Genomic DNA, 13,641 nt, shown 5'->3' on the forward strand with positions numbered 1-13,641 from the left:
CAACTCCAGCAACTCCAGCCGCTTCGAGCCCGGGAGCACCGCATGACCGGCGTCCGATCCTTCCTCCCCGGAGAACAGCCCGGGATGCTCGTCTCACCGGTACTCGGTGCCGAACCGCACCGCGGTGCCGAGGACCTCGCCGGATACCTCGCGGTGGGCGGGTACGCCCCGCTGACCGTGCGGGACCGGCTGCTCGACCGGATCGCCGCCGTGGGACTGCGTGGCCGAGGAGGCGCCGGCTTCCCCGCCGCCGTGAAGATCCGCGCCGTCCTCGACGCACCCGGCCGCCCCGTCGTCGTCGCCAACGGCGAGGAGGGTGAGCCCGGATCGGTCAAGGACCGGTGGCTGCTGCGCCACCGGCCGCACCTGATCCTGGACGGCCTGCGGCTGGCCGCCGCCATGACCGGCGCCGAGCGCGGTTTCGTCTATCTGTCCGACACCCGCGCCGAACAGGCCGTCCGCCACGCACTCGCCGAGCGTCCCACCCACGTACCCGTCGGCGTCGTACGCACGGACCACACGTACGTGGCCGGAGAGGAGACCGCGGTGGTACGGCGCATCGAGGGCGGTCCGGCACTGCCCACGGCCAAGCCCCCGCGCCCTTACGAGGCCGGGATCGGCGGCGCGCCCACGCTGGTCGCCAACGTCGAGACGCTGGCGCGGATCGCGGTGATGCGTGCGTGTCCCGATGCCGCGGTGGCCGTGGCCGGTGCTCATCTGGTGACGGTATCCGGATCAGGTGATTCCGCCGCCGTCCTGGCCGAGGTACCCGCCGGCACGCACCTGAAGGTCCTTGCCGACCTGTGCGGACACGGCAGGGCCGAGGCGGTCCTGCTGGGTGGCCTGTCCGGCGGACTGCACGGCGCCGGGTGGACGGACCTCCTGCTCGATCACGACCACGCGAGGGCGGCCGGCGGAACCCTCGGCTGCGGCGCGCTGCACTTCCTGCACCCCGAGGACTGCCCCGTCGCCGTGGCCGCCGGGGCCGCCGCCCACCTCGCGGCCCAGAGCGCCCGGCAATGCGGGGTGTGTGTCTCCGGGACCGGAGCGCTGGCCGGGACTCTCACGGCCGTGGCTCGTGGCGAGGCGGACGACGCGGCGGCCGACCGGCTGCGCCGCTGGTCGCGGCAGCTGCCCGGCCGCGGGGCCTGCGGCCTGCTCGACGCCGCCGCCCGGATCGCCGCCACTCTCCTCGCCCACTTCCCGGGTCGTGTCGATGCCCACCGTGACGCCACCTGCGCCGCCTGCGCGGATCCGGCACTCCTCGACGCCCGCCGGTTCACGGTGCCCGTGCCCTGACCCCGGTCCGTGCCATCCCACTCCACCGAGCCGCCCCGACCCGCCGCACCGAAAGGACCGCCCCGTGAAACTCCTGCTTGACTCCACCCGCTGCCAGGGCTACGGCCTCTGCCGGGAACCCGCGCCCGAGCTGATCGACCTCGACGAGTGGGGATACGCCCAGGTGCTCGTGAGCCACGTGCCCGCCGAGGGCGCAGGCGTCGCCGAAGAGGCCGTGGCGGCCTGCCCCAATTCCGCGCTGCGACTGGTGAAGTGACATGGGACGCGACCTGTCGGCACTCTTCGACCCCGTCTCCGTCGCCGTCGTCGGAGCCAGCGACGACCCGGCCAAGTACGGCCACGCCGTCGCCGCCCAGGCCCTGCGTGCGAACGGGCGCCGCCCCGTCCACCTGGTCAACCGGCGCGGCGGCACCGTGTTCGGCCGTACCGCCGCCCCCAGCCTGAGCGCGATCGGCGAACCCGTCGACCTGGCCGTGGTCTGCGTGCCCGCCGCCGGTTTCGAGGACGCCGTCGACGAAGCCTTGACGTGCGGGGCCCGGGCCCTCGTCGCCATCACCGCCGGCTTCGCGGAGACCGGTGACACGGGACGGGCACGCCAGCACGCCGTCGCCGAACGCGTGCGTGCCGCCGGTGCGGTGATGGTCGGGCCGAACTGCCTCGGGCTGGCCGACAACACCACCGATCTCTTCCTGGCCTCCGACACCTTCACCCCCGGCGGCATCGCGCTCCTCAGCCAGAGCGGCAACCTCGCCCTGGAACTCCAGCTCCGCTTCCGCCCGCACGGGCTCGGCTTCTCCCGGTTCGTCTCGCTGGGCAACCAGGCCGACGTCACCCTCGTCGACCTGCTGGCCGACTGCGCCCGGCACGAGGGCACCCGAGCCATCGCGATCTACGCGGAGGACTTCGCCGACGGACGCGCCTTCGCCGAAACCGCTGCCGAAACCAGCGCCGATACGGGCAAGCCCGTGGTCCTGCTCACCGCCGGTCGCGGCGACGCCGCCGCACGCAGCGCCCAGTCCCACACCGGAGCGCTGACCACCCCGGCCGACGTGGTGAGCGCCGTATGCCGGGACACCGGTGTGGAACTGGTCACCACTCCACGCGAACTCACCGTCGTCCTGGCGGCGTTGAACGGCGCACGGCGGGCGGCCGGCCGCCGGGTCGCCGTGCTCACCGACGGCGGCGGCCACGGCGGCATCGCCGCCGACGCGATCGAGGCCGCCGCCCTGACCGTGCCGGAACTCCGCCTGCCGACGCGCGAACACCTGCAAAAGGTTCTGTGGGAGCAGTCGGCCGTCGCCAACCCGGTGGACCTCGCCGGGATGGGCGAGCAGAACCCGGGCTCGTACGCCGATGCCGTCGCCGCGCTGCTGGCCGCCGAAGAGGTCGACGCCGTCCTCATGACCGGCTACTTCGGCGGCTACGCGCACACCGAGGCCGGGCTCGGGGGAGGAGGTACGGTCCTCGCGGACGGGGAACAGGCCGCCGCACGTCTGATCGCCGACCATCACCGGGCCACCGCGAAGCCGCTCGTGGCGCAGTCGATGTATCCCGAGTCGCCGAGCTGCCGCACCCTGGCCGAGGCCGGTATCCCGGTGTTCGGCGCCACCGAGGACGCCGCCCGCGCCCTCGCCGCGGCGACACCCGGCGCACCCCGCCCGGGCGTCACACCCCTCCCCGTACCCGCGACCCCGCTGCGCGAGAGCGGGTATCTGCACACACGCAGGGTCCTGGAGGCGGCCGGACTCCCCTTCCCGGCCGCGCGAGAGATCCACGACGAAACCGAACTCCCCGCCGTGACCAGGGAATTCAGAGGACCTTATGTCCTCAAGGCCCTCCATCTCCTCCACAAGTCCGACGCCGGAGGTGTGGCGCTCGGCCTCGCCGGACCCGTCGCACTCCGCGCAGCCTTCCGCGACATGCACGCCCGGCTCGGCGCCTCGTCCTACTCCGTGGAAGCCATGGCGGACCTGACCGACGGCATCGAGCTGATCGTCGGCGTCCACCGCGACCCCCGCTTCGGACCCGTCGCCATGGTCGGGCTGGGCGGTGTACTGGCCGAGGCCCTGCACGACGTCGCCTTCACCCTGGCCCCCGTCACCGCCGAGCACGCCCTGCGCCTGCTGCGCGGACTGCGTACCGCAGCCCTGCTCGGCGGAGTACGCGGCAGGCCACCCGTCGACCTCACCGCGGCAGCCGCGGCCGTCGAGACGATCACCGCCTTCGCCGCCGCCCACCCGGAGATCGCCGAACTCGAGGTCAACCCACTGCTCGTACGCCGGCACGGCGTCCTCGCCCTCGACTCCCGCGCCGTACTCGCCTGACCCCACCCCACCAGCGCCCCGAACCGAAGAGGCCCCCCATGGACATGCGGTACACCCCGGAGCAGGCCGACCTCAAACGTCGCGCCGCCGACTACGCCCGCCGCCTGATGCGGCACGAGGACCAGTCCGAGCAGGCCGGTGGCCCCCTGCCACGGGGACGGATCGCCGAACTGACCCGGGCCGCCATGGACGCCGGCGTCTACGCCATCAACATGCCCGCCGAGTGGGGCGGGGCAGGCCTCACCCTCCTGGACCAGGTCATCGTGGAGGAGGAGTTCGGCAAGGTCACCAACTGTCTGTGGGACATCCCCTGGCGGCCCGCCAACGTCCTCGCGTACGGCGACGAACGGCAGCGTGAGAAGTACCTGCTGCCCGTGATCCGCGCGGAGAAGTTCGACGCGTTCGCGGTCACCGAGCCGGGCGCGGGTTCCGACCCGTCCTCCGGCACCTCCACGGCCACCCGCACCGACGGCGGCTGGCTGCTCAACGGGGAGAAGTGGTTCGTCACCTGCGGCGACATCGCCGACTTCCTGCTGGTGCAGGCGGACGCCGGACCCGAGCGGCTGCCCACCCTCTTCTTCGTGGACAAGGCCGCCTCCGGCGTCGAGATGACCCGGCTGCCGCGCTTCACGCACTCCGCGGTCAACGGCCACCCCGAGTTCACCTTCACCGACGTCTTCGTGGCCGACCAGGACGTGCTCGGAGGCGTCGGCAACGGCTACGAACTGACCAAGGAATGGTTCACCGACGAACGCCTGATGATCGCGGCCCGCACGGTCGGCGCCGCCGAGCGCGCCCTGGAGCTGGCTCGTGGGTGGGCGGTGGAGCGTGAGCAGTTCGGGGCGCCGATCGCGTCGTACCAGTTGGTCCAGGGGATGCTCGCGGACTGCGCCGTGGACATCGCCGTCAACCGTGCCTACACCCACCAGGTCGCCTGGGAGGTCGACCAGGCCTCGGCCGAGGACCGCAAGACGATGCACGCCAAGGCCTCCACCGCCAAACTCGCGGCCAGCGAGGCCGCCGGCCGGGTCGTGGACCGCTGTCTCCAGATCTTCGGCGGCCGGGGCTACGACCGCACCTACCCCGTCGAGCGCATGTACCGCGAACTGCGCGTGGACCGGATCTGGGAGGGCACGTCCGAGATCCAGCGGCTGATCATCGCCAACGAGCTGATCAAGCGCGGCACCCGCGTCCTGGCCCTCCCCACGCACTGAAACCGCCCACTCCCGATCACCGCACAGCGAGGACATCCATGGACTTCCGCCTCACCCCGCGCCAGACCCGGCTCAAGGCCGACGCCCGCGCCCTCACCGAAGTCATCGCCGCCTACGAGATCCCGTGCGAGGAGAACAACGGCCTGCCCGCCGACGCACACGCCACGATCCGGAACGCCGTCCTCGACGCGGGACTCCAGGCGGTCAACATGCCGGCCGAATGGGGCGGCGCCGGACTCACCATCGCCGAACAGGTCACCGTGCAGGAGGAGTTGGGGCGGCTCACCGGCGCCCTGTGGGACACGGTCTGGCGGCCCGCCAACGCACTCCGCTTCTGCACCCCGGAGCAGCGTGAGCGCTTCCTCATCCCGGTGATCAAGGGCGAGCGGCGGGACTGCTACGCCGTCACCGAGCGCGGCGCCGGCTCGGACCCGCAGAACCTCGCCACCACCGCCACCAGGAACGATCAGGGCTGGGTGCTCAACGGCGAGAAGTGGTTCGTGACGGTCGGCGACCACGCCGACTTCATGATCGTGCTGGCCGCGGCGGGACCGGAGCGCGCGCCGACCCTGTTCCTCGTCGACAAGGACACCCCCGGCATCGAGATGACCCGCGTGCCCCGCTTCATGCACACCTTCGTCTACGAGCACCCCGAGTTCACCTTCACCGATGTCCAGGTCGGCGAGGACGCCGTGCTCGGCGGCATCGGCGAGGGGTACGACATCACACGGTCGTGGTTCACCGAGGAACGCCTGATGATCGCGGCCCGCACGGTCGGCGCCGCCGAGCGCGCCCTGGAGCTGGCTCGTGGGTGGGCGGTGGAGCGTGAGCAGTTCGGGGCGCCGATCGCGTCGTACCAGTTGGTCCAGGGGATGCTCGCGGACTGCGCCGTGGACATCGCCGTCAACCGTGCCTACACCCACCAGGTCGCCTGGGAGGTCGACCAGGCCTCGGCCGAGGACCGCAAGGCGATGCACGCCAAGGCCTCCATAGCCAAGCTCGCGGCCAGCGAGGCCTCGGGCCGGGTGATCGACCGGTGCGTGCAGATCCACGGCGGGCGTGGCTACGACCGTACGTACGCGGTCGAGCGGCTCTACCGGGAGCTGCGCGTGGACCGGATCTGGGAGGGCACGTCCGAGATCCAGCGGCTGATCATCGCCAACGAGCTGATCAAGCGCGGGACCCGCGCCCTGGCCCTGCCCACGGTCTGACCGCACTCCCGACACGGATCGGAGGGAAGCTCGGATGACCGGCATCGAACGCGTCGGAGCCGACGGCTGCGGGGGCGTCGCCGAGGTGTGTGCGCGGGCCGGCCTGCCGGTGACCGTGGTGGAACGCGACGCGTAGACGGCCCGCTCGGGTCGCCTGCGCATCGCCCGCTCACTCGACCGGGGTCGACGCGCCGCACGACCGAGACCTCGTGATCCCGGCGGGAGACGACCGCACCGGTGACGTCCCGTTCGGGGGAAAGGTGAGGGAAACTGGTCATGGCGTACGACCACCGAACGAGGGGAGCCGCAGGGTGTCCACCAAGATGCGCACGGCAGACACGCGCGAGCGCATCCTGACCGCGGCGTGCGAGGCGATCGCGGAGATCGGCTTCGAGAAGATCCGGATGCGCATGGTCGCCGAGAAGGCGGGTGTGTCGACGGCGCTGCTGCACTATCACTTCGACACGCGCGAGAAGCTGTTCACCGAGGCGATGACCCACTCCTTCGCCAACACGGCCAACGATGTGGAACGCGACGCGGAGACGGCCCCGGCGGCGGTCATCCTGGCGCGCATCGTGCGTAGCCTGTTGCCGACCGATCCTGAACTGCACCAGGACTGGCGGCTCTGGCAGGAGCTGTGGGTTCGCGCTCTGCGTGACGAGGCCACCCGGACCTATGCCGTGGACCTGTACGCGCAGCTGCACACCTGGGTGGCCGACGTCGTACGGCGCGGTATCGCCTCCGGCGAGTTCACGCCGACCGACGTCGACGACCTCTGCACACTCGTCCTGTCCCTGAGCGACGGCTACGGCATCCGCCTCATGCTGCGCGACCCGACGGTCAGCCTGGACAGCGCGTTGGCATCCATCTGGCGCCAGGTGTCCGCCGCGCTGAGCCTGCCCGAGGGCATGCCGGTGGAGTGAGTGACAGGTGGGAAGAAGCGGCGCGGGCTGAGCCTGCTCGGCCGTGAGGACGACGTGCAGCGGCGCCCTTCCCGCTTCCGGAAGAACGCGGCGAACGCACCGTGCGCCGACCGTGCTGATCGGGTTCACGGGCTGACGGGTTCTCTTGCGTGCCGGGTGATCGCCAGGATCGCCATGTCGTCATCGCGCGGACCGCCGGTCCACTGCTCGACATCGCGTACCAGGGCTTCAACCAGCTCGTCCGGCCGTTGGAACGGGCCTCGGCCGCCGAATCGGTCCAGCGGTTCGTAGAAAGCCCCGGAGCGGTCCCGGGCCTCCGTCATTCCGTCGGTGACCAGCAGAAGCGTGCTGCCGACCGGGAAGGGCCAGTCCTCGGGCTCCGTCTTCGGTACGCCCAGGCTGCTCATGCCCAGCGGAAGTCTCGGCTCACCCGGATCCAGAGAGAGCACTGTGCCGGCCTCGAAGAGATACGGCGGGGGATGGCCGCAGTTCAGCAACCGCACGCGGTCCGAGTCCGGTGTGATCTCGCCGAGCAGCGCCGTGACGAAGCCCTCCATCCGGATGTCCTCCTCACGCGACGCGGGCTCTCTGGCCAGTGCGTGTTCCAGGCGCTCGACCAGCGTCATGAGGTCGGGTGCCTGGTCCGCCGCCTCCCGGAACGCTCCCAGCAGCACGGACACCACGCCGACCGCGCCAAGGCCTTTGCCTCGCACGTCCGCGATCAGCAGCCTGGTGCCGTACGGCGTGTCCTGGACGGCGTACGCGTCTCCGCCGATCAATGCCTCGATCTGCGCGGCGTGGTAGACGGCGGCGATGGCCAACGGGCCGATGCGTGCCGGGGGTGTGGGCAGCACCGCGCGCTGGGCGGCTCCTGCGACGGAACGTACCGCTTCCAGACGGCGCTCATGGCTGGCGACCACCCGGTTCACCCCCAGCCCGGCGAGAACGAGGATCAGCCCGTTGAGCAGTTCGAGTGTGCCGTCGACACCGCCGAGGTAGCGATCCTTGGCCAAAAGCACCAGCTCGACCAGAAGGACGACCGCTCCGACCGCGATGGTGTGCCGCAGTGAGAGCAGTGCTGCGGCGGCCATGACAGCGGCGCCCAGCATGACATCGCCCCAGTAGTTGGCCGGAGTCAGGGCGTTCCACACGGTCCCGACAGCGATCAGCGCGGACGGCAGGAACGGGACGTACCGGGGCCACTTCGTGGAGCGTGAATCCATCCGCACCTCGATTCCATATCGCCTGGCACCTGTCTGAATCGTGGCTCTATGTACCTCTTTTGTGAAGGGAGGGAAGCGCCTTGCCGCACTCGGACTTGATCAGTCCATGACGGTCCAGCGGGCCCGAGACGGCCTGCCGCGGCAGGTGTGGCGTCGCCACGGTGGCGGACGGCGACAAGGGTCCCGGGCGCTGGTGTGTCAGTCGGTAGACCTCGCCGGCAGCCACGGTTCGTGCCATGGCGGATATCCGACGACGAGCTTGCTCGCTCCCGCCGGTCCCCAGGTTCCCCGCGGGTAGCGCTCGGGGTTGCCGGGCGCCTCCAGCAGCGGCTGGACGATTCGCCACGTCTCCTCCACCGAGTCCTCCCTGGTGAACAGGCTCGCGTTGCCTTGCATCGCATCACCGAGCAGGCGCTCGTACGGCTCGGGCGCCTCACCGAGCGCGGCCGCGAAGAGGAGGTCAAGGTCCACCAGCTGCGTGTCCTGCTTGCCCGGCTGCTTGGCCTGGATGCGGAAGTTCACGCCAGGGCTCGGATCGATCCGCAGGATCCACTGGTCGGGCTCGGGCGCGAACTGCTCCGCGAACGCAAGCCGCGGCGGGCGCTTGAACACGATCCGGATCTCGGTCACTCGCTCGGTGAGCGCCTTGCCGGCGCGGATGAAGAACGGCACCCCGGACCAGCGCCAGTTCTCGACCTCCAGCCGCAACCCGACGAAGGTCTCGGTGCGCGAGCGCGGCCGCACGCCGGGCACCTGCAGGTACCCCTCGTACTGCCCGCGGACGCAGTGGGCCGGGTCGGCGTCGGGGATCGCCCGGAACACATCAACGCGACGGTCCCGGAGCGCGTCCGCATCGCCGGCTGACGGCGGCTCGGACGCCACCAGGGCGAGCAGCTGCAACAGATGGTTCTGCACGACGTCGCGGAGCGCGCCGACCGGGTCGTAGAAATGGCCGCGGTCCTCGACCCCGAAGTCCTCGGCCATGGTGATCTGCACGCAGGTGATGTGGTCGCGGTTCCACACGGGCTCCAACACGGAGTTGGCGAACCGCAGGAACTGGATGTCCATCGCCGGCTCCTTGCCGAGGAAGTGGTCGATCCTCAGTAGCTGTTCCTCATCGAGGAGCTGACGCAACTCGGCGTTGAGGGCGCGTGCCGACGCGAGGTCATGCCCGAATGGCTTCTCCACGACGACCCGGGCGCCCTTGGTCAGCCCGACGCCTGCCAGGCCCTCGACCACCCGGGCGAACAGCGACGGCGGGATCTCCAGATAGAAGACCGGGTGCCGCTTGCCGTTGACCGCCCGGGCGAGGAAACGGAACGTCTCCGGGTCGGCGTAATCGCCCTGCACATAGCTGAGTCGGCCGGCGAACCGGGCAAAGACGCCCTCGTCCAGCGGCTCGCCCGCTGCCTTGATCGCCGCGCGGGCGTGGTCACGCAGCGCGTCGTCGGACCAGCCGTCGCGCGCCACTCCGATGATCGGGCAGGTCAGCAGGTTGCGCCGCTCCAGCCGATAGAGCGAGCGGAACGTCATCTTACGAGCGAGGTCGCCACTGATCCCGAAAATGACCAGCACGTCTGCGGGAACCTTCGACGAGTTCGAAGCCACCTCATCCTCCTTACCGGAGCCGGCCCGGCAATGGGGTCGGGCATCTTGGTCCTGCTGGTGGCTGGGTGCCCACGCGAGCAGGATCCCGGCCGGTCGCCGCCGCGTCCGCGAGTCCGAGCGCCGCCGGTCGCAGACTTCGGGCACCGGGTCCCGTGGCACCAGCGAGGCGGTGTGCCCGTCCGGGCCGAGGCCCGGGTGAACGAGGTCGATTCGCTCGGGCAGCGGCCGCCTGTGGGCGGAGGCCGCGTGAAGGGCGGCGTCGTGCACGGGTATCGCGATCCTCCCGGCCGGGGCCGTACCGAGGCTCTTCCGTAGGCGGGTGAGGCTGGGGGCCGGGGGCGCCGTCGGGCGCGACCCGCTCGTCGACCTGGAACGCCGCGATGTGCTTCCCGGGGGACGTGCTCATGTGCGAGCCGCACCGGTATCGCCCAGGGGGCGTGACCCCCGCCGACGGCGAACGTGCATCGGCCGTGGGCTTGCACGCAGGCCCGGGCGGGCCCCTCCGCGAATGCCGCCGCGGTTCCGTCGACGGTATCGGGGACGGCGACGGCCTCGAGTTCGTGATGCACAGCGGTCAGCCCTTCTTTTCGGCGTGTCCGCCGAACTCGGAGCGCATCGCTGAGAGGATCTTGTCGGTGAACTCCCCGGCCTGCCTGGACTCGAAGCGCTCGTAGAGCGACGTGGTGATGACCGGTACCGGGACGCCTTCGTCCACCGCGGCGAGGACGGTCCAGCGGCCTTCCCCGGAGTCGGAGACCCGCCCGGCGAAGGCGTCGAGGGAGGGCGACCTGGCGAAGGCGTCGGCGATCAGGTCGACCAGCCACGAGCCGACGACCGAGCCGCGCCGCCAGACCTCGGCCACCTCGGCGACGTCGATGTCGTACTGGTAGGCCCACGGATCGCGCAGCGGTGTCGTCTCCGCGTCGACCTCTTGCCGGCTGTTGCCCGCGTTCGCGCGCTTGATGACGGCGAGGCCCTCGGCGATCGCGGCCATCATCCCGTACTCGACCCCGTTGTGGACCATCTTCACGAAGTGCCCGGCGCCGTTCGGCCCGCAGTGGAGGTACCCGAGCGGGGCGGTGCCGTCGGTCCGGGTCCGGCTCGGCGTCGGCTCGGCGCTGCCCTCGCCGGGAGCGATCGTCTTGAAGAGTGGGTCGAGATGGGCCACGACCTCGTCCTCGCCGCCGATCATCAGGCAGTAGCCGCGCTCCAGCCCCCAGACGCCACCGCTGGTTCCGCAGTCGACGTAGTGCAGAGATTTGGCTGCAAGACGCCTGGCGCGCGTGATGTCGTCGCGGTAGTAGGAATTGCCGCCGTCGATGACGATGTCGCCGGGCTCCAGCAACGGCTCGAGCTGGTCGAGGAGGGAGTCGACGATCGCGGCCGGAAGCATGAGCCACAGGGCCCGTGGCCTGTCCAGTTTCGCGACGAAATCCGGGAGTGAGTCCGCGCCCGTCGCACCCTCGCCTGCCAGTTCGGCGACGGCGTCCGCGTTGACGTCGGACACGACGCAACTGTGGCCGTCTCGCATCAGCCGGCGCACCAGGTTCGCCCCCATCCGGCCGAGCCCGATCATCCCGAGCTGCATGGGCTTGTCTGTCGCCATGTGATCCCTCCTGGTCCTTGAGCGTGCGGGAGTGCCGGGTCAGCGGGTTCGTGGACCAGCCGGGGCCGAGCTCAGGCTCGGTCGTCCCGCGAGCTCCGGGATGACGTGCTCATGGAGCGCCTGGGTCGCGTTCACGCCTGCTCCCTCGTGGCTGCCACGCACTCGCGGGCTACCTGGGTGACCTTCTCGGGAGTGAAGCCGAATTTGGTCAGCAGCTTCTTGAGCGGCGCCGATGCCCCGAACGTGTGCATACCGACGACCGCGCCGCCGTCACCGACGTAACGGTCCCAGCCGAGAGTCGCCGCCTGCTCGATGGCGACCCGGGCCCTGACCCCGGGCGGGAGGACCGAGTCGCGGTATTCCTTGGGCTGGCGGTCGAACAGTTCCCAGCAGGGCATGCTGACCACGCGAGCCGCGAGGCCCTCGGCGGCGAGCTCGTCACGCGCCGCGAGCGCGAGTTGCACCTCCGACCCGGTGGCGAGCAGGACGACGTCGGGATCGCCGTCCGCCGCGTCGACCAGAACATAGGCTCCCCTGGCCACCCCGGACGCGGCCCCCATCTCGGTGCGGTCGAGGGTCGGCAGTGCCTGACGGGAGAGGACCAGCACCGCCGGCTCGTGTCTGAGCGCGGCGACGACCCGCCAGGTCTCGACGACCTCGTTCGCGTCGGCCGGGCGGAAGACCAGCAGCCCCGGCATCGCGCGCAGCGACGCGAGCTGTTCGACCGGCTGATGGGTGGGACCGTCCTCGCCGACCCCGATCGAGTCGTGGGTGAAGATGTGCGCGACCGGGATCTCCATCAGTGCCGAAAGCCGGATCGCGCCACGTGCGTAGTCCGAGAAGATCAGGAACCCCGACCAGTACGAGCGCAGCTTGGTCAGCGCCATCCCGTTCGTGATCGCGGCGGCGGCGTGTTCGCGGATCCCGAAGTGGAGGTTGCGCCCCGAGCGGTCCTCGGCCTGGAAGTCGCCGGCGCCGGGGAACGTGAGGTTGGTCTTGGTCGACGGCGCGAGGTCCGCCGACCCGCCGAGCAGCCACGGCACGGCTCGGGCAAGCGCGTTGAGCACCTGGCCGCTGGATTCACGGCTGGCGATGCCCTTGGGGTCGGCCGGGAAGGTCGGCAGCGCCGACTCCCAGCCCGCCGGCAGCTCACGCCGCTGGATGCGCCCCAACTCGTCGGCGAGCTCGGGATAGTTGGTGCCGTAGGCCTCGATTCGGGCCTCCCAACTCGTCCGGGCCTCGCGACCGCGCGCGCCGATTCCGGCGGCGAAGTGCTCGTAGACGCTGTCGGGAACGAAGAAGTCCTTGTCTTCCGGCATTCCGAAGAACCGCTTGGTCGACTTGACGCCCTCCGCGCCGAACGGCGCGCCGTGCGCCTTCGCGGTGTCCTCGACCGGTGATCCGTAGCCGATGTGGCTGTGCACCACGATGAGCGTCGGGCGCTCGTTCTCGGACTTGAAGGTGTGCAGCGCGCGGGCCACGGCTTCGAGGTCGTTGGCGTCGGCCACGGTGGTGACGTTCCAGCCGTAGCCGATGAACCGGGCCGCCACGTCCTCGGTGAACGTGATGTCGGTGTGGCCCTCGATCGTGACCCGGTTGGAGTCGTAGATCCAGCAGAGGTTCGACAGCCGTTGGTGGGCCGCGAGTGAGGCAGCCTCCGAGGAGATCCCCTCCATCATGCAGCCGTCGCCGGCCATCGCGTACACGTCGAAGTCGAAAACGGTGAAGTCGTCGCGGTTGTAGCGGGCGGCGAGCCACTGCCCGGCGATGGCCATCCCGACCGAGGTCGCAACGCCCTGGCCGAGCGGGCCGGTCGTGGTCTCCACGCCGCTGGTCCACCGGTACTCCGGGTGCCCGGGGCAGCGCGAGCCGAGCTGGCGGAACGTCCTGAGGTCCTCGAGGGTCACGGCGGGTCGGCCGAGAAGCTCGTAGTCGGGGTCGACAGCCTGCACGCCGGTGAGGTGGAACAGTGACCAGAGCAACACGGAGGCGTGTCCTTCCGACAGCACGAAGCGGTCGCGATTGGGCCAGATCGGGTCGGCGGGGTCGAAGAGCAGGAAGCGTTGCCAGAGTGTGTACGCGACCGGGGCGATTCCCATCGGTGTCCCCGGATGGCCGGAGTCGGCTGCCTGGATGGCGTCCATGCACAGAGCGCGGATCGTGTTGACGGAAAGGGTATCCAGGTCGTTGTTGCTCAATGCGAGCCTCCCTGAAGGTGCTTTCCCCCCGTTCA

The 13,641-nt window shown here is 70.8% G+C and carries 10 protein-coding genes and 1 pseudogene; 7 read left to right on the plus strand and 4 right to left on the minus strand.

Going from position 1 to position 13,641, the window contains the following annotated elements; translation table 11 throughout:
• The first annotated feature begins 42 nt into the window (after window positions 1-42).
• The 7 genes and pseudogenes from BIV23_RS08260 (at window position 43) to BIV23_RS08285 (ending at window position 6,971) form a co-directional block, all read left to right on the plus strand.
• Window positions 43-1,299 carry an NADH-ubiquinone oxidoreductase-F iron-sulfur binding region domain-containing protein gene (locus BIV23_RS08260; protein ID WP_079173022.1) on the plus strand — a complete coding sequence of 419 codons (1,257 nt, stop codon included), beginning with the start codon at window positions 43-45 and terminating at the stop codon, window positions 1,297-1,299.
• Between the two features lie 64 nt (window positions 1,300-1,363).
• A complete protein-coding gene (locus tag BIV23_RS08265) occupies window positions 1,364-1,555 on the plus strand; it encodes a ferredoxin (protein WP_071380100.1) in 192 nt (63 codons plus the stop codon).
• 1 nt (window position 1,556) lies between these two features.
• The gene (locus BIV23_RS08270) at window positions 1,557-3,623 is read left to right on the plus strand and encodes an acetate--CoA ligase family protein (RefSeq protein WP_071380101.1); all 2,067 of its coding nucleotides are present in this window, start codon (window positions 1,557-1,559) and stop codon (window positions 3,621-3,623) included.
• A gap of 38 nt (window positions 3,624-3,661) precedes the next feature.
• Window positions 3,662-4,837, plus strand: coding sequence for an acyl-CoA dehydrogenase family protein (locus tag BIV23_RS08275; RefSeq protein WP_071380102.1), 1,176 nt, complete (start codon window positions 3,662-3,664; stop codon window positions 4,835-4,837).
• Between the two features lie 38 nt (window positions 4,838-4,875).
• Window positions 4,876-6,048 (plus strand): acyl-CoA dehydrogenase family protein, encoded by a 1,173-nt coding sequence (locus tag BIV23_RS08280; protein ID WP_071380103.1) that lies wholly within the window; start codon window positions 4,876-4,878, stop codon window positions 6,046-6,048.
• A gap of 34 nt (window positions 6,049-6,082) precedes the next feature.
• Window positions 6,083-6,172: pseudogene (locus tag BIV23_RS48410) on the plus strand (3-hydroxybutyryl-CoA dehydrogenase); the annotation flags it as partial.
• 199 nt (window positions 6,173-6,371) lie between these two features.
• Entirely contained in the window at window positions 6,372-6,971 is a 600-nt protein-coding gene (locus BIV23_RS08285; protein WP_245790434.1) for a TetR/AcrR family transcriptional regulator, read from the plus strand.
• A gap of 125 nt (window positions 6,972-7,096) precedes the next feature.
• Here BIV23_RS08285 and BIV23_RS08290 read toward each other — a convergent pair whose 3' ends face one another.
• From BIV23_RS08290 to tkt, 4 genes are all read right to left on the minus strand, one after another.
• Window positions 7,097-8,194: a PP2C family protein-serine/threonine phosphatase gene (locus BIV23_RS08290; RefSeq protein ID WP_071380105.1), complete on the minus strand. Its 1,098-nt coding sequence runs from the start codon at window positions 8,192-8,194 to the stop codon at window positions 7,097-7,099.
• 198 nt (window positions 8,195-8,392) lie between these two features.
• Window positions 8,393-10,069 (minus strand): glucose-6-phosphate dehydrogenase, encoded by a 1,677-nt coding sequence (gene zwf, locus BIV23_RS08295; protein ID WP_245790436.1) that lies wholly within the window; start codon window positions 10,067-10,069, stop codon window positions 8,393-8,395.
• Between the two features lie 307 nt (window positions 10,070-10,376).
• Window positions 10,377-11,408 (minus strand): phosphogluconate dehydrogenase (NAD(+)-dependent, decarboxylating), encoded by a 1,032-nt coding sequence (gene gnd, locus BIV23_RS08300; RefSeq protein ID WP_071380106.1) that lies wholly within the window; start codon window positions 11,406-11,408, stop codon window positions 10,377-10,379.
• A gap of 131 nt (window positions 11,409-11,539) precedes the next feature.
• Window positions 11,540-13,606, minus strand: a complete 2,067-nt coding sequence (tkt, locus tag BIV23_RS08305) for a transketolase (RefSeq protein WP_245790437.1) — start codon at window positions 13,604-13,606, stop codon at window positions 11,540-11,542.
• Between the last annotated feature and the right edge of the window lie 35 nt (window positions 13,607-13,641).

It is taken from the genome of Streptomyces monashensis (assembly GCF_001866665.1).
Taxonomy (GTDB): Bacteria; Actinomycetota; Actinomycetes; order Streptomycetales; family Streptomycetaceae; genus Streptomyces; species Streptomyces monashensis.

Excerpts from the sequence above, each read along its gene's own strand:
- BIV23_RS08260 (WP_079173022.1), top strand. The coding sequence starts at position 43 with ATGACCGGCGTCCGATCCTTCCTCCCCGGAGAACAGCCCGGGATGCTC.
- BIV23_RS08270 (WP_071380101.1), top strand. The coding sequence starts at position 1,557 with ATGGGACGCGACCTGTCGGCACTCTTCGACCCCGTCTCCGTCGCCGTC.
- BIV23_RS08275 (WP_071380102.1), top strand. The coding sequence starts at position 3,662 with ATGGACATGCGGTACACCCCGGAGCAGGCCGACCTCAAACGTCGCGCC.
- BIV23_RS08280 (WP_071380103.1), top strand. The coding sequence starts at position 4,876 with ATGGACTTCCGCCTCACCCCGCGCCAGACCCGGCTCAAGGCCGACGCC.
- BIV23_RS08285 (WP_245790434.1), top strand. The coding sequence starts at position 6,372 with ATGCGCACGGCAGACACGCGCGAGCGCATCCTGACCGCGGCGTGCGAG.
- BIV23_RS08290 (WP_071380105.1), bottom strand. The coding sequence starts at position 8,194 with ATGGATTCACGCTCCACGAAGTGGCCCCGGTACGTCCCGTTCCTGCCG.
- gnd (WP_071380106.1), bottom strand. The coding sequence starts at position 11,408 with ATGGCGACAGACAAGCCCATGCAGCTCGGGATGATCGGGCTCGGCCGG.